The organism is Spirosoma sp. (assembly GCF_026391055.1).
Lineage (GTDB): Bacteria > Bacteroidota > Bacteroidia > Cytophagales > Spirosomataceae > Spirosoma.
In genome coordinates this window covers 657,929-676,474 of the sequence record NZ_JAPLET010000015.1, presented here as the reverse complement: position 1 = coordinate 676,474, position 18,546 = coordinate 657,929, and the positions used below count along the sequence as shown (strand labels likewise).

The following is an 18,546-nucleotide window of genomic DNA, read 5'->3' as shown; positions in this document are numbered from 1 at the left end:
ATAAAAGCAGATAAATCCGCTCTGATCCGCTACACCTGTTCAACCCGCGTTCCTATCAGGTATTTGCTTATTTGCCTGCTGTCAGTGACGATTGATATTCTTTGTATGACCCTGTTTTGTATTGATCGAATGGTTCTTTCTGATGGTAGTTCTTCCCGAAATAGGTAATGATCTGGTGGAACGTTCTTGGCTCCAAGTAACCGGCGATGGGCTGAATCAGATTAAATTTCTCATCCAGAAAGACCGTCGTTGGGTAACTCATCTGATTTTTCAGCAAGGCAGCGGCCAGTTCATGAACACCCCGGCTCCCACCACTGATGTACTTAAAGGTTTGCTTTCCCAGGGTTACATCGCCAGTTTGCTCAGCGTTGAACCGAACAGCGTAGTAATTCTCGTTTACATAATCGACAATAGCGGGTTTCGAGAAAGTTTCCCGATCCATCACTTTGCACCAGCCGCACCAATCGGTGTACACGTCTACGACAAATTTTTTCGGCTTCTTTTGCGTCAGAGCATAAGCTTCCTGAATAGTCAGCCAGTTGATGTGCCTGGCTTCGGCAGGAGGTTTGACTATGGCTGGCTCAATAGGCAAATTGGTCCGAAATGCGCTGATCGTGAGCAAAACAAAAGCTGCGAAAAAGAGAAGCAGACGATTCATTGGGGCTATTGTTAGTTTAGTAAATAACGAACGGGGATTCATAAAATTAGCAACAGGGAGCCATTTTAATGTCAAGTCCGGCAAAGGTTTTCAGAACGACTCGGGCAACCATAAAATGCCGTCCGGTTAACCCATTTTTACGGCCCGGATAACATCCCGTTTGTGTAAAGGCCCGGAATGTTTTTCCACGCTAAGCCCGGCAGATCGCATATTGCGCTGCACGTAACTCCGCGAACAGTAGGTCGTTAACATACCACCCGGCAGCAATAAATGGGCCATTTTTTCGAAGATTTCCGGTTCCCAGAGTTCGGGTTGGGCCGTTGGTGCAAACGCATCAAAGTAGATGACATGAAACCGCTCAGGTAGAACCATATCCTGTACGTTACCTTCATATTTCGTTAGCGTAAAGCTGGAGTTTATATCAACGGGCTCGTTCCAGGGCGATTCATGAAGTTGGGGTAGGTAATCGGTACCAAAAAATGCATCATAATTAAGCTGACGGGCGTCTTCTAAAGCCATTGGATAGGCGTCGATAGCGGAGTAAAACACACGCCTTTGGTGCACCTGGGCTTCACGAGCCGTCAATAAGGCATTCAAACCTGTGCCGAAGCCCATTTCGAAAATACGCAGATCGGTGTCAGGAAATTTGTCGAAGGCTGGCAGCAAACCTAGCTCGATGTAAACACGTTGCGACTCCTGATAGGCACCATGAATGGAGTGGTATGGCTTATCGAGTGCCTGATTAACGGCGGTGTGCGACCCATCGGCGGTTACCATCAGGCGAATATCTGCTTTCATTATCTGTCGTTTTTGGCCTATTTTTGCGTCTAGTTCAGTAATGACTATTGGAAGATAGCTGTCAGCAACGCGATCAGGCATTCCCCGCACTTCGAGAGCATCAACCAATTTTCACTGACTCGTATCCATTATTCATTCAAATCAACAATGATTCAACGCGTTCAAACGATATTTTTGTTTCTTATTGTCGTTGCCATGGGCATCGCACTCAGTAATCCAATCTGGGAAAAAATAGGTACTCAATCACTCGAAACAGCAAAACTAACGGCTTTACAGTATAGTCAGCAGAAAGCAGTTGCGCCACAGGCGGGCGTTCCAGCTCAATCAGTTCCTGTTACTTTCGAAGTGTCCGTCTGGTATTTAGGCCTATTGCTGGGTTTGGTAGCCCTATCTTCTCTGTATGCTATTTTTCAGTTTAAAAATCGGCTTACTCAAACGGCCCTATGTGCAGTGAACGCCCTAATGCTGACCGCCATCATGGGTATTATACTCTACCGGACGTTATACGCTGGGAAGGAATTCGGCAATCCTGCCGATCAGGGAACGTTCCTCATTGGCTTTTACGCCATTGTGGGTGCCCTGCTTTTCAATGCACTCGCTAACCGATTCATCCGTCGAGACGAAAAGCTGGTACGAGGATCAGACCGTTTGCGATAGCGATACAGCTTCAACAAATAACTACAATAGCCCGTCAATACCACAGAAAGTATTGACGGGCTATCCTTTTATAAGCATATCTACTGCCTATACCCGCTTTTGCCGTAACTTGGCCCTGCATTACAACCTCACGTCAACATGTACAAAAAGGTACTTCCATTTCTTTATCTATTTCTTACCATCTCTTTCCTGCTCAAGGCGCAGCCAACGAGTACGACTGGTGCATCAGCAAACATCGCCACCTTTACCAATGGCATGGAGCGCAACCCCGGTTTCATGACCTATTACTGGGATGCGAAAAAAGGTAAAATCTGGCTCGAAATTTCCTCATTCGACACCGAATTTCTGTACTATCCAACGCTGGCGCAGGGCGTTGGGTCCAATGATATCGGCCTCGATCGGGGCCGGTTAGGCCAGGAACACGTTGTAAAATTTCAGCGGACAGGTCCTAAAGTACTGCTCATCGAACCCAATTATGCGTATCGTGCTATTACAAACGATCAACTCGAACGCCGGGCGGTCGAAGAATCGTTCGCTAAATCTGTTCATGCGGGTTTCGATATCGTGGCCGAAGAAAACGGTAAAGTCCTGGTCGACCTGACGCCCTTCCTGATACAGGATGCCGTAGGAGCCGTGCAGGCCATTGCCCGCACAAAACAGGGTGTGTTTCGGTTCGACCCGGCCCGCAGCTCGATGTACCTCCCCCGTACGAAAGCTTTCCCACAAAATACCGAGTTTGAAACCATTATTACCCTCACCGGCGATAATCCGGGGGCTTATCTACGCGAAGTGGTGCCAACGCCCTCGGCCGTGACCATGCACCAGCACCATTCCTTTGTGCAGCTTCCCGATGCCAACTATAAACCCCGGCTGTTCGACCCGCGCATTGGCTACGGCGGCATCGAGTATTTTGATTATGCCACGCCCGTGAGCCAGCCAATCATGAAGCGGTACATTTCCCGGCACCGGCTGGAGAAAAAAGACCCGTCGGCGGCCGTTAGCGAAGCCATAAAGCCTATTGTGTATTACCTGGACCCCGGCACGCCGGAACCCATTCGTTCGGCACTGATGGAAGGTACGGCCTGGTGGAATCAGGCGTTTGAAGCGGCTGGTTATAAAGATGCGTTTCAGGTGAAGCTGCTACCCGCCGATGCCGACCCCATGGATGTTCGGTACAATCTGGTGCAGTGGGTTCACCGTTCTACGCGGGGCTGGTCGTATGGCGGCAGCATCATAGATCCCCGTACCGGCGAAATCATCAAAGGAAAAGTTACGCTGGGCTCGTTACGGGTTCGGCAGGATTACCTGATCGCGCAGGGTCTGGTGGGTGATTTTGCCAGCGCGGCCAGTCCAACGTCGGACCCAATGTTGCAGATGTCGCTCGACAGGCTCCGGCAGTTGGCTGCACATGAAGTAGGCCATACGCTCGGCTTGCCACACAATTACATCGCCAGTACCCAGAACCGGGCATCGGTGATGGATTACCCAACGATGGTCGCCAAAATTAAAGGAGCCAGCATTGACCTGTCGGATGCGTACGCCAAAGGGATCGGCGACTACGACAAGTGGAGCATCCGCTACGGTTATGAGCAGTTTTCGGCCGGAACAGATGAAAAACAGGCATTGGAAAAAGTAGTGGCCGACATGCATAAAGCGGGGCTAACCTTCCTGACCGATCAGGATGCCCGGCCCGAAGGCTCGTCGCACCCCGGTACACACCTCTGGGATAACGGCGCCAATGCCGTCGATGAACTGAAGCGGGTATCCGATGTTCGTCGGATAGCACTGGCGAATTTCTCCGAGAAGAAAATCCCGGTTGGCACCCCCATGGCGACTTTGGAAGAAGTATTCGTTCCCATGTACATGTTCCACCGGTATCAGGTGGAGTCAGCGGCTAAGGTTGTAGGCGGACAAACCTATACCAATGCGCTGCGGGGCGATGGACAGCCGGTACTTTCAGCCGTTCCGGCAGCCGAGCAGAAACGGGCGATCGATGCACTGATGGCCACTATCGACCCGGCTTTTCTGGCCGTACCGGCACCGGTGTTAGCCATGATTCCCCCTCGCCCTTTCCGGTACGACCCGAATCCGCGTGAAGTTTTCAAACGTCGGACCGGCATTACGTTCGACCCGATGGGACCACCCGAAGCTGCGGCTGGCATGACCCTTCGGATGTTATTAAACCCCGAACGCTGCGCCCGGTTAGCCAGCCAGCAGTCAATTGTCAATGGTACGTTACCAAGCCTCGATCAGGTCATCGATCAGTTGATCACAACAACTTACCGTAGTTCTGCTTCCTACCGCCAGACGCTTAAAGACTTTACCTATACCGGTGCCATCCGTCGGATGCTCCAGCGGAAAGTACTGGAAAGTTTGATGCAGTTAGCCGTGGATAAAGACCTGGACGGCGCCGTACGGGCATCAGCCCATGAGGGAATCATGCGTATAAAAAGCCAATACGCAGGAAAACCATCCATCAATTTACCCGCCCGAAGCTCCTTGTCAACAGAAGCCTCACCGGGTGCTACCGGCGACTATTTATACTGGCTAATAGCCCAGTACGAAACAAACCCATCCTCCATTCCGGTAGCCGCAACACCCGCTCCGCCAGACGGCGCTCCTATCGATCCAGGCCAGGAATGGCTCGCGCCCGAATGCGACTGGAAGTAGTCGGTAAAGAAAAAGACAGTTTAGTATAATTTAAAGAAAGGCTATAACCTTCAGACGAAGGTTATAGCCTTTCGGCGTTTATAAACAGCCGTTTAGGTGATTTTAAAAAAAATTGATTTTCACGAAACAAATAAAATCTATCTTTGTTAGAAAATTTGAAAGACGTTAGAAAATGAGCGTTACTGACCGCCGTATCCGGCAGAAAGCCGAGATTCGCCAGCGAATATTAGATGCCGCCCGCCAAATTGCCCGCGAGAAGGACTGGAATGCCGTCACGATCCGAAGCATAGCTGACGCCATAGACTACACGCCCCCGATCGTATACGAGCATTTCGAAAATAAAGAAGATGTACTGCTCAACATTGTTAAGGAGGGACATCTCGAAAACCGTCGGGTGTTCGATGCTATTCTGGATATGGACTTAAACCCGGAAGAGAAAATTGTCCGGCTGTCGATGCGTCAGTGGGCGTTTGCCCATGAGCAGCCCGAAGTGTACCGGCTGATGCATAACCCCGAACGCATGGAGCAGCAGCGGGAGATGGTTCGTGAAGGCATGGAAGAAGCCAAAGAGAAAATCGAAAGCCTTTTCAGAGCCGTTAGCCAAGATACAGAGATCATCGGCGAAGTCATCTTCAGCTGGTTCTGCCTAATGCAGGGATACATCAACCTGATCACCAGCATTCAGCCGCAGCAGGGAGCCAAACTTCTTGAAGATGTACACGACCCGAAAATGGTAGCCCTCTTTAAACAACCAGACCAGTTATTTGAACGCGCTATCCGCCGATTTATCCGAAGCTTATAATTCCATTTTTCACTAGATATAGATTCCCAAACAGAATGAAAGGCATGAAGCAAACTACCCTGATGCTGCTGATGCTGAGCGCACTGGCTACGTGGGCCAACGCACAGACGGCACCCCCGGGAGGGTTTACGCTCGCTCAGTGCGTTGAGTACGCACGGGCTAATAACCCGAATATTAAAATAGCGCGGGTCAATGAGCAAATATCGCTGGCCCAGACACAGCAGGTTATCGGGCGAAATCTCCCACAGGTGGGGATATCCGGATCCGTACTCGACAACGTTAAAATTCCGGTGCAGCTGCTACCCGGCGAGTTTTTTGGTCAACCCGGCACCTTCTTACCCGTTCAATTCGGTACCCAGTATAGCTCCACGCTAACCGGGCGAGTAGACCAGAAGCTCTTCGACCCTTCTTTTGGACTGGCCCTGAAAGCGGCTAAAATTTCGACCCAGGTACAGGCACAGGCTACGCTACAGGCAGAACAAACCCAGGCTTATAACATCGCCAATGCCTATTACCAAACCCTTGTCATTGATTTACAGAAACGCCTGACCATTCGCAACCTGAACTCGTCGGATACGCTGTTGCAGCAGGAACAGGTTCGGTTAAAGAATGGTACAACCCGCGAGATTGACTTTGGGCGTATCCAACTGAATCGCAACAATTTACAGTCGCAGTTGGAGCAGTCGAACCGCAGTTACGAGCAGGCTATCAACCAACTGAAGTACCAGATGGGAATGCCCCTCAGCGAAACGCTAACCCTTCAGCCACTGGAGATTGAAAAGGAGTTACAGGTGAATGAGTTGCCCGCAGCCGACAGTCGTTTTTTCGAGAACCGGCCCGATTTCCGGCAGTTGGTTTTGAACACCCAGTTGCAGGACCTTAACAGGCAATCGAACAACCGGGGGTATTTTCCGTCACTGGGACTATATGGCACTTATGCCACCAACGCCCAGCGACAAACGTTCAGCTTTTTCGATGGAAGTCTGCCCTGGTTCAAAAGCTCGACTATTGGTCTGACGCTCAACTGGACGCCCTTCGATGGCAACCAACGTAAATATCGGGATCGGGAAAATCGGCTGAACCTGGAAACGCTGCGGCTCCAGCAGCTTCTGGCGCGCGAGTCGGCTCAGTTGAGTTTGAGTAACGCACAGGTCAGCTACCAAAATTTGGTCATCGACATCCAGCGCGAACGCGATAACATCGAACTAGCGCGCAAAATCCTGTCCGTTACTGAACTTGAGTACAAGGAAGGCATTGCGACATCCGTCACACTGATTGACGCTAAAGATGCTCTGACTACGGCTCAGAACAATTTGGCTAATAGACTCATTAGTCTGTATCAGGCACGTTTAGATTACGAAAATTCACAGGGAACTATTCTTCAATACGTCACTCAAAAATAAAACCAGTTACCATGAAACGACTATTAATTATTGGAGCGGTAGCTGCCCTGATTGCGCTGATTGCTTTCCGATTGATCAACAACAAAAAAGATATTGACGCGGCAAAAACGTCGTCCGTTCAGTTTCAGACAACGCCCGTTGTCGATGTGACGCCCGTTTCCTTTGAGCGCCTGGACCAGAGTCTGTCGCTGTTGGGAACCGTAGCCGCTCAGAACGAAGGCGATATCATTGCCGAGACACGGGGGAAACTCCAAAACTTTAAGCTGGTACTGGGCACCTATGTCAAAAAAGGCCAGCAGGTGGGTTACGTGCAGGATGACGTTCAGGGCATTGTGGTTCAGAACAACCAGACGGCCGTAGAAAATGCCAAACGCGAAATGGAACGTTACGAGCGTTTGCTTAAGGGCGGAGCTGTCACCCAGGAAACCTACCAGAAATACAAAGACCAGTACGCTACGGCCTTGCTGAACGAAAAACAGCAGCAACGGGTATTGGGCAACGGTGCGGTGGTGGCCCCCATCAGCGGCTATGTGTACGACAAGAAAGTGGAGAATGGCGAATATGTTGCCGTGGGTGCGGTGCTGGCATCGGTCATCAACCTTCAGGACTTGAAACTGGTTGTCAATGTACCGGAGCAGGCCGTTTACCAGCTTAAACTCGGCGACAAAGCCCGCATTACGGCTCAGGCTTTTCCGGGCGTGACTTTCTCCGGAACGGTGCATTACATCAGCCCGAAAGGCGATGCCCTGCATAATTACCCGGTTGAACTTTACCTGACGAATAACAACAAAAACCAGCTTAAAGCGGGAACACTGGCCAACGCCAGCTTCACCTTCAAACAGGGAATTGCCGGTTTGTTCATCCCGCGCCGGGCACTGGTTGGCGGTGCCGATAGTGCCAGCGTGTATGTGGTGCAGAATAACGTAGCCCGATTGCGTAAAATCCGGCTTGGCTACGATAACGGCGACCAGTATCAGGTGCTGGAAGGGCTGAAGCAGGGGGAACCCGTGGTAATCAATGGCCAGCTGAATTTGAGTAACGGTGCTAAAGTAACGGTCAGCTCAGGGGCTGCCGGGGCGAGTAAATCAGACACATCCGTAGCGGTCAATCCGTAAACCCTAAAACGAACTAGTACATGTCAGTAACTGAAATAGCCATAAAACGCCCAACGCTGGTTGTCGTGGCTTTTACGGTCCTGGGTCTGTTAGGCATTATATCCTATAAAAGCCTCAACTATACCCTTCTGCCTAAATTCGACGCGGCCGTTGTAACCGTCATTACGACCTATCCTGGTGCAGCCGCCGGTGAGGTAGAGAACTCGGTAACCCGTAAACTCGAAGATGCGGTATCGTCGCTTGAAAACCTGAAAAACATTAGCTCAACCAGTCAGGAAGGACTTTCTGTTATTCAGATTGAGCTGAGCGCCAGTGCCGATCCAAACCAGGCTTTGCAGGATGCCCAGCGAAAAGTCAACGCCGTGTTGTCGCAGCTACCGGATGAAGTAGAGTCGCCAACGCTGCAAAAATTCTCAACAGACGACGTTCCCGTTATTCGGATGGGAGTTCGGGCCAATCTGGAAGCGACCAAGCTCTATGACTTGGTCGATGATCAGATCCGGACGCAGCTGACGAAGGTCGACGGCGTTGGTCAGGTGACCTTAACGGGTGGACGCGAGCGCGAAATCCGGATCAGTGTTGATCCTAACAAGTTGAAACTGTATAACCTTTCGCTGGCGCAGGTAACGCAGGCGGTCAACTCGGCCAACCTCGACTACCCAACCGGTCGCATAGAGACGGATCAGGCGCAATACGCGATTCGGCTGGCCGGTAAGTTTACGGACATCAACCAGATACGGAATGCGGCTCTTATAACATCGACGAACGGCACGCAGGTGGCATTACAAGATGTAGCCACGGTGATTGACGGCGTTTCGGACGCCACAACAATCAACCGCATCAACGGGCGCGAATCCATCGGTATCTCTATCCAGAAACAAACCGACGCCAACGCAGTGGCCATTAGCCAGCAGGTACGGGGTATTCTGGGTAGCATCGAGAAAAAGTACGCTAACATCGGCCTTAAGTTCGAAGTCACCAGCGACTCATCGACCTATACGCTGGCATCGGCCGACGGGGTTATTTTCGACCTTGAGTTTGCCGTTGTGCTCGTAGCGCTGGTGATGCTGCTATTCCTGCACAGTATCCGGAACGCCTTTATTGTGATGGTATCGGTACCAGCGTCGATTATTTCGGTGTTTGTGCCGATGTATCTGCTGGGCTTTACCCTCAACCTGATGACGCTCATGGCGCTGTCGCTGGTAGTTGGTATTCTGGTCGATGACTCCATTGTGGTTCTGGAAAACATTTACCGCCACCTCGAAATGGGCAAAGACCGGCGAACGGCCTCGCTCGACGGACGGAATGAAATTGGCTTTACGGCCCTCGCTATTACAATGGTTGACGTAGTGGTGTTCCTGCCGCTCGTTTTCGTACAGGGACTGATTGCGAACATCATCCGGGAGTTCTCGCTGGTCGTCGTTTTCTCCACGCTGATGTCGCTGGTCGTATCGTTCACCATTACGCCCCTGCTGGCTTCGCGATTCGCTAAAGAAACGGACCTCAGCGGTCGTAGTCCCGGTAAGCGGTTCCTGGCCTGGTTCGAGCGGCAATTTGACTCACTCAAGCACGGCTACGCCCGACTGCTAGTCTGGGGCCTGGGTCATAAGCGCTGGGTGTATCTTACGGCCATTACGTTGCTGATCGGCTCATTCGGTCTCGTAGGCGGTGGTTTTATTGGTACTACCTTCTTCCCACAGAGTGATCAGGGCGAATTTATCGTACAGATCGAGGGAGAACCGTTCAACAGTCTGGCCGAAACGAACCGCATCTGTCAGGTTATCGAGAGGCAGCTGATGCAGAACAAACTGGTTACGAAAGTCAACAGCAACGTTGGGTATTCCAGCTCGGCTTCGGGTGGTGGTCTGGGATCGACGCCTTATCATAAAGCCGAGATTACGGTTACCATCGTGCCAAAAGGAGAGCGGGCGATTTCTATCGAACAGTTTGCCGCTCAGACGAAAGCCCAGATCATGAAAACGCCCGGCCTGAACGTGAAATCGGCACCGGTGGGCATTACGGGTGGTGCCAACGCAGCCCCGATTCAGATTCTGTTGTTAGGCAACTCACAACAGGATCTACAACAGGCAGCCGCTGTTGTGAAGCAGGTGGTGAAATCGGTGAGCGGCACAACTGACGTTGAGCTTGCCGTCGATGACCCAAAGCCCGAACTTAAAGTGAATCTGGACCGTCGCCAAATGGCGCAGTACGGTGTTTCGGTGGCCAATGTGGGGGCTACGCTCCAAACGGCCTTCTCGGGAAATACAGACAGTAAGTACCGGGTTGGCAGCCGCGACTATGACATACGGGTCGAACTCAACAAGTTCAACCGCCAGAGCAAGGATGATGTCGGTAACCTGACCGTGCCGGATGGACAGGGCAAATTGATCGAAATCCGTCAGATTGCTGATCTTGAATTGGGTACGGGAGCCACACAGTTGACCCGCTACAACCGGGTAGGCTCGTTGTTTGTCAATGCCAACGTGGTTGGCCGCCCAACGGGTACCGTGGGTACAGAAATTGACAACATACTCAAGACCAAGCAACTACCGGGTGGCGTAACCTACCAGCTCAAAGGTGATTTGGAGCGGCAGTCGGATGCATTCAGCAGCCTGGGTATTGCCCTGGGTCTGGCGATCACGTTCGTGTATCTGCTGATGGTAGCCCTGTATAACTCGTATTTCCGGCCGTTCGTTGTCCTGTTCTCCATTCCAATGGCCATTATCGGGGCCTTCCTCGCCCTGGCGCTGGCCGAGCAGGCCATCTCCTTCTTCGTTATGCTGGGGATGATCATGCTGATTGGTCTGGTAGCCAAGAACGCGATTCTGCTGGTCGACTTTGCCAACCAGCAGAAGGAAGAAGGCAAAAGTACCGTCGATGCCCTCGTAGAAGCAGGTCGCGAACGAATTCGCCCCATTTTGATGACAACCATTGCGATGGCCATTGGTCTGTTACCGATGGCGCTGGCAACGGGCGACGGTTCAGAATCGAAGAATGGTCTGGCCTGGGTAATCATCGGTGGTCTGATCAGCTCCCTGTTGCTGACGCTGGTTCTGGTGCCAACAGTTTATCTGACGTTTGAGAATGCTTTTAACGGTATGCGTCGGCTCTATGGCCGGATAACGGGTAAAAAAGACAAGCCGGTATCGGCAAAACACGCTGAAGTATAATGTAAGTAATGAACTGGAAGAGCCGCCTGTGTTATAAGCAGGCGGCTCTTTTTTTGCCAATTTCTAAGCGTTTTCAGGCAGATTAGCTACCCCTACCCTAAGTTTAATTACAATTTAACTGCTACACGCCTTCTGTTCCGGGTAACGGCGATAGCTTTGTTTATTACCATAGTTACCGATACATGAATACATCTATGAAACCTGTTTGGGTAAGTGCGTTGCTGTTGTCAAGTCAGTTAGCCTTTGCTCAGCAGTCCACCACCTTGCCCGCCGACACAACGAAGAAGCCAACACCATCAATCATCGTCTCTGAAAAAGCCAATCAGGCACCCGCCCCAAAGCCGGCAGCAGAGAAGAACGAGTTGAAGTACAACCTGAACGAATCGGGCTCTCATTTTTTTAAAGCGACGTTTTTAAACCAGACCTGGCTTCAGTTCAACCAAAGCAACCCCGGCTCAACGGTAATTGGCGTACCTAAAGACAACACCCTGTCTATTGGCCTTCGTCGCACCCGGATGCAATTATTCGGCCAGATCAGCGACCACGTCTTTCTGTACCTCCAGTTCGGAATGAACAATTTCAACTACCTGAATGGCGGCTTTAACCAGACCGGCTCATCGAACCGGAAAATTCAGGCTTTCTTCCACGATGCCGTGAGTGAATACGTGGTCTGGAAAAATAAAGATTACCTGAAAATTGGGGGTGGATTAACGATTGTCAACGGACTATCCCGCTTTTCATCCCCCAGTGTGAGCAGTATCATGACCATGGACGTACCCGTGTTTGCGCAGGCTACCGTCGACCAGACGGATGAGTTTTCCCGAAAGCTAAGTCTTTACGCCCGTGGTCAGGTTGGTCATCTCGACTACCGGGTTGTCATGAGCGATCCGTTTCCTATTCAGACAAACGGTGCTGCCCTGCCGACCTACGGCCCCAATTCTATTTTTGCGCTAAAAGGGCATAACAAGCAGTTTCAGGGCCTGTTCATGTGGCAGTTCCTCGACAAGGAGACGAATCAGGTTCCGGGCTATATTACGGGCACTTACCTCGGTGCCCGACGCATACTTAACCTCGAGGCCGGTTTCATTACCCAGAAAAAAGCAATGGTTCATCTGGCAGCACCGGGCGATACGGTTTATGAGAACATGAACTTATGGTCGGTAGCCGCGTACATGGACAGGCCGCTGAACAAAGCGAAAGGAACGGCCATCAACGCATACCTTGGCTATTTCCATACCGATTACGGCAATAATTACCTGCGTTTCAACGGAGCACTTAACCCCGCCAGCGACATTGCAGCGGCCCAGCGCCCCGGTGGCTTAGGCAACACCCAGGGCAATACGTTTCCAATGTTCGGCACGGGCAGTGTGGTATACGGCCAAGTCGGCTATCTGATGAGACGAGATTTATTCGGCGCGGGCAACGGCACGCTGATGCCTTATGTACAGGCTCAGCTAGCCAACTACCAGCGCGTTACCAATACGCTCGGCGTGTATAACGTCGGCCTGAACTACCTCATTAAAGGCCATAACGGCAAGTTCACGCTCGACTACCAGAACCGACCTTATTATGAACCCTCTTCATCTACGTCGCCACTCTCAGCCGGTGGCCGACGCGGACAATTGACGCTGCAATACCAGATTTTCATTTAATTGGCTATTGAATATCAGGCTGGCGGCTTTGTGACGGCAAGACCTAAAGTAAAAATTCCCCGCCGATGTTCTGGCGGGGGATTTTTACTTCATCGGCGATCAAGCTAATTTTTAAAATCCTTATCGTAAGGTAACTGCCGTGAAGCCTTACGCATTATTGTTGTAATGATGGTACCGGTATTGCTGCCAAACCCACGCGAAAGCGTTTTGTCGTATTTCCAAAGCAGTTCACCTGTTTTCCCATCGTTGATACTGATGGTTGCTTTTCCCGTATTTGTTGGGCCGCCATAACCAATGGTAAGCGCCATAGCCACAGCTGCCCCATTTGACATAGGTTGGGTGCTTTCGAACGTACCCGAAACGATGGCGTCAACGTTTAGTATCTTGGCTAATTCTTCAGCCGTAAATCCTGACAAGGTTTCGTAGGTAACAGCATTCCGTTCCAGTAAAGCATTGGTTCGTGCGGGGTCCTGCACATCAATGTTGAGGTCGTTACTTTCTTTTCGCTTTAAAAAGTATGAATGAACCGCGCTTTGTACGCCTAGTCCTTCGCGCTTTTCAAGCGCAGCGACACCTGCTGGTCCCCCGTTTTTTTCGACCTCTTTAGGTCGCAGTTGAAGGGCTGTTTTGAAAGGCAGAATCGCTAGCACTTTATGATCTTTGGCCAGCGTGCTGAAATTTGAATTGGTGTAGATTTCGCGGGTTTGGGCTATGCTGGCCACAGTTGTCCCTAGAATAAAAGCGGTTGTAATAAGGTATTTCATGAGGAAGAATTTTTTGAAAACCGATGCATAGTTAAATGTAACCGGTCCGTAAGACCATCGGTATTCTCATGAAAAGCCATTTTCGTGTGTTGAATCGCTAAAAAACAAAAACCGATCGTTCTGACCGGTTTTTGTTTTTTAGCGATGAAGGCGGGCTATCGACTACACACCAATGTTCAGCGTGCTCAGTACACCATGCATGTTCCGAACGACTAGCGCCATTCTATTCAAGTACTTGCTATTGGCTTTTGAATGGAACAATAAAATTCATGATTTTATTTTTGTCTTCGGCAAGCAGCGTGAACGTGCTGTCATTAAACCGAACAACTCGAAACGCGCTACTTTCGAAATTGCGAATTTTAGCTTCAACAAAGAGTTGACTCCCTTCCTCATAAACACGCAATATCCGTATATCAGTCTTAATATATTCAAGAGAATACTCCGCCTTATAAATAGCCATTCCCTTAAGCAAAACGATCTGCTTATCAGACACAAGAAAGTCAGCACCTGATAATCTGTCAATTAACTCCTGCTTTTTTAGCAGATTATTGGAGTAGGCAACGCCACTATATATTGTTTCAGCAGCTTTTGCTGACTGGAAGTACCCGCCATAACGATTGCCCTCTGTTTTCTGATAAGCCATGTAGATTAAGTTAGCTCCACGCATGACAGCTTCCATTTTCAGTTTATTCAATGCCCGTTCTTTTACTCGATCAACATTTGAATAAGCAGTACCACCACGAGAGGAAGAGCTGACTTCACCTATTTTATAAAGCCCTTTCAGTTCGCCCTCGACCTGTGTGATAGTCACCTTACCATAATCTTCGATACCGTCAATTTCTATTAAGGGCGACGATTCAGAAAAAACCTGTGTTCGCCCAGAGCGGAAGACCACTTTTTGTATTGTATTTTTATAAAGAGAATTTACTATTGTCTCGTTGGGATAAGTAAATTGAATAGCATCTGGAGTGACTTCCTTAACAGAACAGGCAATTTTTTCTTTATTCGTGTAGATAGTGTCGAGTTGGCCTTTTGCAAGACTAGCATGAAGACTAATATAAATGAATAATAAGTACCGCATATTAAAACGTTTAAGTGTGTGGCTACAATTAATCTTGACCGTAAAGAAGGCTAATAACGCGTAATAAGCAATATTGATGACCTAACTTGTCATAAAAAAGCGCTTTGCACAAATTTATGCAAAGCGCTTTTTTATGACAAGTAGTTACCGACTACACCCCAATATTCAGCGTGCTTAGTACGCCATTCATGTTCCGAACGGCGTCGGCCGATTTGTTGAAGGCGGCCTGCTCTTCGTCGGTTAGTTTGTAATCGATGATTTCTTCCCAACCATTACGGCCCAATACAACCGGAACGCCAAGGCAGATATCCGACTGTCCGTATTCGCCTTCCAGCAAAACGCAGGAGGGAATGATCCGCTTCTGGTCGCGCACGATGGCTTCCACCATATAAGCGCCAGCGGCACCCGGCGCGTACCAGGCCGATGTACCGATCAGGCCGGTCAGTGTGGCACCGCCTACCATCGTATCAGCAGCTACTTTCTTCAGCGTATCCTCATCCAGGAACTGGCTTACCGGCACACCGGCTTTCGTAGCCAGACGTGTCAGCGGGATCATGGTCGTGTCGCCGTGACCACCGATAACCGATGCCTGTAAATCGTTGGGCGAGCACTCCAGTGCCAGCGACAGGTACGTTTTGAAACGAGCCGAATCCAGCGCACCACCCAAACCAATAACCCGGTTCTTTGGCAAACCTGATGCTTTCAGCGCCAGGTAGGTCATCGTATCCATTGGGTTGGAGATGATAATGAAAATTGCATCGGGCGAGTATTTCAAAATGTTTTCGGTAACGCCTTTTACAATACCTGCGTTGATACCGATCAGATCTTCACGGGTCATGCCGGGCTTACGGGGCAAACCTGAGGTGATCACGACAACATCGGAACCGGCCGTTTTCTCATAATCATTGGTAGAGCCCGTCAGCTTTATATCGCAGTCGAGCAAGGTTGACGCCTGAAGCATATCCAGCGACTTACCTTCACTGATACCTTCTTTAATATCTAATAAAACGACTTCATGGGCGAGTTCCCGGCGGGCGATGTTATCGGCGCAGGTGGCTCCAACGGCCCCGGCGCCTACTACGGTAACTTTCATACAGTATTCGGAATTAAAGGGTTAACAAACGTTCGCAAAAGTACGTCTCACCATCAAGACAAACCACAATGCACCAATTAAAACTTATAGTCCGTTCCAACGTTTATTAATTATTCAGTGAATTATTTTTGTTAAACATTCACTATAATTTGCGTTGTCGGTTAGCTGCTGACACGAACCACACGAATAACAATGGCAAACAAAAGTCTTATTTCGAGGATTTTAACCTCTATTTTCTTTAAACGCGCTAACGTCGGCGCTGTTCGCTATGCCCGTAACTCCCGGAGTCTATATCAGTTAATCCGGGATGCACTGAACAAGAGCGGTGGCTTGTCGGGCAGCAACATAGCTGTCTTTCGTGAGCAACTGGGTATTGTAACACGTCTGCTGAAAGCTTATGCCTCGGGTGAGTATCGCCAGTTGCCCTGGAAGACCCTCATCCGCGTTATTGCCGTACTTATTTATTTTGTGTCGCCCATCGACATTCTTCCCGACTTCCTGCCAATTGTGGGGTTAACGGACGATATAGCCCTGATGCTCTGGCTGTTCAGCGGCATAAAAGATGATATTGAGAAGTTCCGCCAGTGGGAACAAACGACGGCCGCTACGGGAGAAATGACGACCCAGCCGGTCAAAACTATTAAGATTGGGTGAGTAAAACGGGGCAAATTTTCCGTTTAAGGTTTACAATAGCGTTGTTCTCATTTAATACCGGGAACATTGTTCAGGTAAATATCCGGCAACCGGATGCAACTTTAAACAGTAATTACAAAACCAAACGGAGGATTGCTGCGTAAGTTTCACTGAGTTTTAATAGATTGTACGAGAGAGTTTTGTTAATTTTGCATACATTCAAATCCCAGGTAACATGATTTCGGCAAACATTTTGGCATTTATGGGTTTGGGCGGTCAGGAAATGATTTTTATCTTCCTGGCATTGCTCCTGTTGTTTGGCGCTAAAAAGATTCCCGAACTCGCACGGGGACTTGGTAAAGGCATCAAAGAATTCAAAGACGCTACCAAAGACGTTCGCGAAAATATCGAAGAAGGTCTGAAAGAGTCGGAGAAATAATCCGCTTCATTTATAGACAGACAATTAAGCTGCCCCAAACCGGAGCCGCTTGGTTGTCTGTTTCTGCTTTATAGGGTTTTCAAGTCATATCCTCTGTTTTGACACTATACCGTAACTTCTCCACTGTTCAGGCCGACCTTCATAACGGCTCCCTTACCTGCCAGCAACTGGTAGAGCAGTACCTCGTCCGTATCGACGAGAATAGTCATCTCAATGTATTCACCGAAGTATATGCCAGCGAAGCCCGTCAACAGGCCGAAGCTGTAGATCAGAAACTAGCCGCCGGAACAGCCGGTCGGTTAGCCGGTATGGTCATTGGCATAAAAGATGTACTGAGTTATACTGGCCACGGTGTCCGGGCTGGCAGCAAAATTCTGGAAAATTTCACGGCTCAGTTTACGGCCACGGCTGTTCAGCGCCTGCTTGATGAAGATGTCATTATCATTGGCCGGCAAAACTGCGATGAGTTTGCGATGGGCTCATCAAATGAAAATTCCTCGTTTGGCCCTGTTCTTAATGCTGCCGATACCAGCCGCGTACCGGGCGGGTCGAGTGGCGGATCGGCGGTAGCGGTTCAGGCGGGACTTTGTCTGGCCAGCATTGGTTCCGATACTGGCGGCTCGGTTCGTCAGCCGGCCGCATTTTGTGGGGTTGTGGGCCTTAAACCAACCTATGGCCGCATTAGCCGGTGGGGCCTGATCGCCTATGCCTCCTCTTTCGATTGCATCGGCCCGATTGCCAATACCGTTGAGGATGCGGCTCTTTTGCTCGAAATCATGGCCGGTCCCGATGCGTTCGACAGCACCGTTTCGAGCCAGCCCGTTTCGGCTTACTCACGGGCAACCCTGCCAGATCGACCGCTCCGTATCGCTTATCTGCGCGATGGCATCGAAAGCTCGGGCGTCGATCAATCCATTCGGGAAGCGACCCGGACCAAGATTGATGCACTTCGGCAGGCCGGTCATACGGTAGAACCCGTTGATATATCGCTTATTAAATACCTGCTGCCGACGTATTATATCTTAACTACGGCCGAAGCCTCTTCCAACCTATCCCGCTTTGATGGCGTGCGGTATGGTTACAGAAGTCTATCCAACGACACACCAGCTTTGGACCTTTTGTCGTTGTACAAAAAAAGCCGCACTGAAGGATTCGGCGCTGAAGTTCGTAAACGCATTCTGCTGGGCACATTTGCGTTAAGTGCCAGCTATTATGATGCGTACTACACCAAAGCCCAGCAGGTTCGCCGACTAATTCGTCAGGAAACCGAACAGCTTTTTGAGCAATACGATTTTTTACTATCGCCCACCACACCGACACCCGCCTTTCGATTAGGCGAAAAGACTGGCGGAAGCGCCAACGATGACCCACTGCAAATGTACCTCGCCGATATTTTTACGGTGCAGGCTAATGTAATTGGTTACCCGGCCATATCTATTCCAGCCGGAGCAGATGCCAACGGGTTACCAATTGGGATACAACTGATGGCTCCACCTTTTGCAGAGGAAGCTTTAGTAGCTCTGGCAAAAAGTATGTAACACGGCTGGAAAGACGCTTTAATTGCTCAAAGCAAGTTTCCGGCAGGACGGAAGACCGTCTGCATTAAAAACG

Annotated in this window: 15 protein-coding genes and 2 pseudogenes; 11 read left to right on the top strand and 6 right to left on the bottom strand. The window is 50.0% G+C overall.

The window, feature by feature from the left end:
• Positions 1–67: 67 nt before the first annotated feature.
• Together NT073_RS08270 and mnmD are read right to left on the bottom strand one after the other, a co-directional pair.
• Positions 68–658 (bottom strand): DUF255 domain-containing protein, encoded by a 591-nt coding sequence (locus tag NT073_RS08270; RefSeq protein WP_297371577.1) that lies wholly within the window; start codon positions 656–658, stop codon positions 68–70.
• A 126-nt stretch (positions 659–784) separates the two neighbouring features.
• Entirely contained in the window at positions 785–1,456 is a 672-nt protein-coding gene (gene mnmD, locus NT073_RS08265; protein ID WP_297371574.1) for a tRNA (5-methylaminomethyl-2-thiouridine)(34)-methyltransferase MnmD, read from the bottom strand.
• Between the two features lie 147 nt (positions 1,457–1,603).
• Here mnmD and NT073_RS08260 point away from each other — a divergent pair, with 147 nt between their 5' ends.
• Together NT073_RS08260 and NT073_RS33340 are read left to right on the top strand one after the other, a co-directional pair.
• Complete coding sequence (locus tag NT073_RS08260) at positions 1,604–2,113, top strand: DUF4293 domain-containing protein (RefSeq protein ID WP_297371571.1); 510 nt, start codon at positions 1,604–1,606, stop codon at positions 2,111–2,113.
• A 138-nt stretch (positions 2,114–2,251) separates the two neighbouring features.
• A pseudogene (locus NT073_RS33340) lies at positions 2,252–3,082 on the top strand (DUF5117 domain-containing protein); the annotation flags it as partial.
• 171 nt (positions 3,083–3,253) lie between these two features.
• Here NT073_RS33340 and NT073_RS33335 read toward each other — a convergent pair.
• Positions 3,254–3,358 (bottom strand): annotated as a pseudogene (locus NT073_RS33335) (hypothetical protein); the annotation flags it as partial.
• A gap of 120 nt (positions 3,359–3,478) precedes the next feature.
• On the opposite strand from NT073_RS33335, the gene NT073_RS33330 reads away from it, so the two are divergent.
• The 6 genes from NT073_RS33330 to NT073_RS08230 all read left to right on the top strand — a co-directional run bounded on the left by NT073_RS33330 (position 3,479) and on the right by NT073_RS08230 (position 12,925).
• On the top strand, positions 3,479–4,783 hold the full coding sequence (locus NT073_RS33330) for a zinc-dependent metalloprotease (RefSeq protein ID WP_366107234.1): 1,305 nt from the start codon (positions 3,479–3,481) through the stop codon (positions 4,781–4,783).
• A gap of 172 nt (positions 4,784–4,955) precedes the next feature.
• On the top strand, positions 4,956–5,585 hold the full coding sequence (locus NT073_RS08250; RefSeq protein WP_297371566.1) for a TetR/AcrR family transcriptional regulator: 630 nt from the start codon (positions 4,956–4,958) through the stop codon (positions 5,583–5,585).
• A gap of 44 nt (positions 5,586–5,629) precedes the next feature.
• Positions 5,630–6,988, top strand: a complete 1,359-nt coding sequence (locus NT073_RS08245; protein ID WP_297371563.1) for a TolC family protein — start codon at positions 5,630–5,632, stop codon at positions 6,986–6,988.
• An 11-nt stretch (positions 6,989–6,999) separates the two neighbouring features.
• Entirely contained in the window at positions 7,000–8,103 is a 1,104-nt protein-coding gene (locus tag NT073_RS08240; RefSeq protein ID WP_297371560.1) for an efflux RND transporter periplasmic adaptor subunit, read from the top strand.
• Between the two features lie 20 nt (positions 8,104–8,123).
• Positions 8,124–11,273 carry an efflux RND transporter permease subunit gene (locus NT073_RS08235; protein WP_297371557.1) on the top strand — a complete coding sequence of 1,050 codons (3,150 nt, stop codon included), beginning with the start codon at positions 8,124–8,126 and terminating at the stop codon, positions 11,271–11,273.
• A 182-nt stretch (positions 11,274–11,455) separates the two neighbouring features.
• Positions 11,456–12,925, top strand: coding sequence for a hypothetical protein (locus tag NT073_RS08230; RefSeq protein ID WP_297371555.1), 1,470 nt, complete (start codon positions 11,456–11,458; stop codon positions 12,923–12,925).
• 104 nt (positions 12,926–13,029) lie between these two features.
• Here NT073_RS08230 and NT073_RS08225 read toward each other — a convergent pair whose 3' ends face one another.
• The 3 genes from NT073_RS08225 to mdh form a co-directional block, all read right to left on the bottom strand.
• Positions 13,030–13,689 carry a hypothetical protein gene (locus NT073_RS08225; protein WP_297371551.1) on the bottom strand — a complete coding sequence of 220 codons (660 nt, stop codon included), beginning with the start codon at positions 13,687–13,689 and terminating at the stop codon, positions 13,030–13,032.
• 238 nt (positions 13,690–13,927) lie between these two features.
• Positions 13,928–14,770, bottom strand: coding sequence for a hypothetical protein (locus NT073_RS08220; protein WP_297371549.1), 843 nt, complete (start codon positions 14,768–14,770; stop codon positions 13,928–13,930).
• Positions 14,771–14,921: 151 nt separating this feature from the next.
• Positions 14,922–15,863 (bottom strand): malate dehydrogenase, encoded by a 942-nt coding sequence (gene mdh / locus NT073_RS08215; RefSeq protein WP_097126681.1) that lies wholly within the window; start codon positions 15,861–15,863, stop codon positions 14,922–14,924.
• Positions 15,864–16,055: 192 nt separating this feature from the next.
• Here mdh and NT073_RS08210 point away from each other — a divergent pair, with 192 nt between their 5' ends.
• From NT073_RS08210 to gatA, 3 genes are all read left to right on the top strand, one after another.
• Entirely contained in the window at positions 16,056–16,517 is a 462-nt protein-coding gene (locus NT073_RS08210; RefSeq protein WP_297371545.1) for a YkvA family protein, read from the top strand.
• Positions 16,518–16,731: 214 nt separating this feature from the next.
• A complete protein-coding gene (locus tag NT073_RS08205; RefSeq protein ID WP_012928982.1) occupies positions 16,732–16,935 on the top strand; it encodes a twin-arginine translocase TatA/TatE family subunit in 204 nt (67 codons plus the stop codon).
• Between the two features lie 98 nt (positions 16,936–17,033).
• A complete protein-coding gene (gatA, locus tag NT073_RS08200) occupies positions 17,034–18,473 on the top strand; it encodes an Asp-tRNA(Asn)/Glu-tRNA(Gln) amidotransferase subunit GatA (RefSeq protein ID WP_297371542.1) in 1,440 nt (479 codons plus the stop codon).
• The last annotated feature ends 73 nt before the right edge of the window (positions 18,474–18,546 follow it).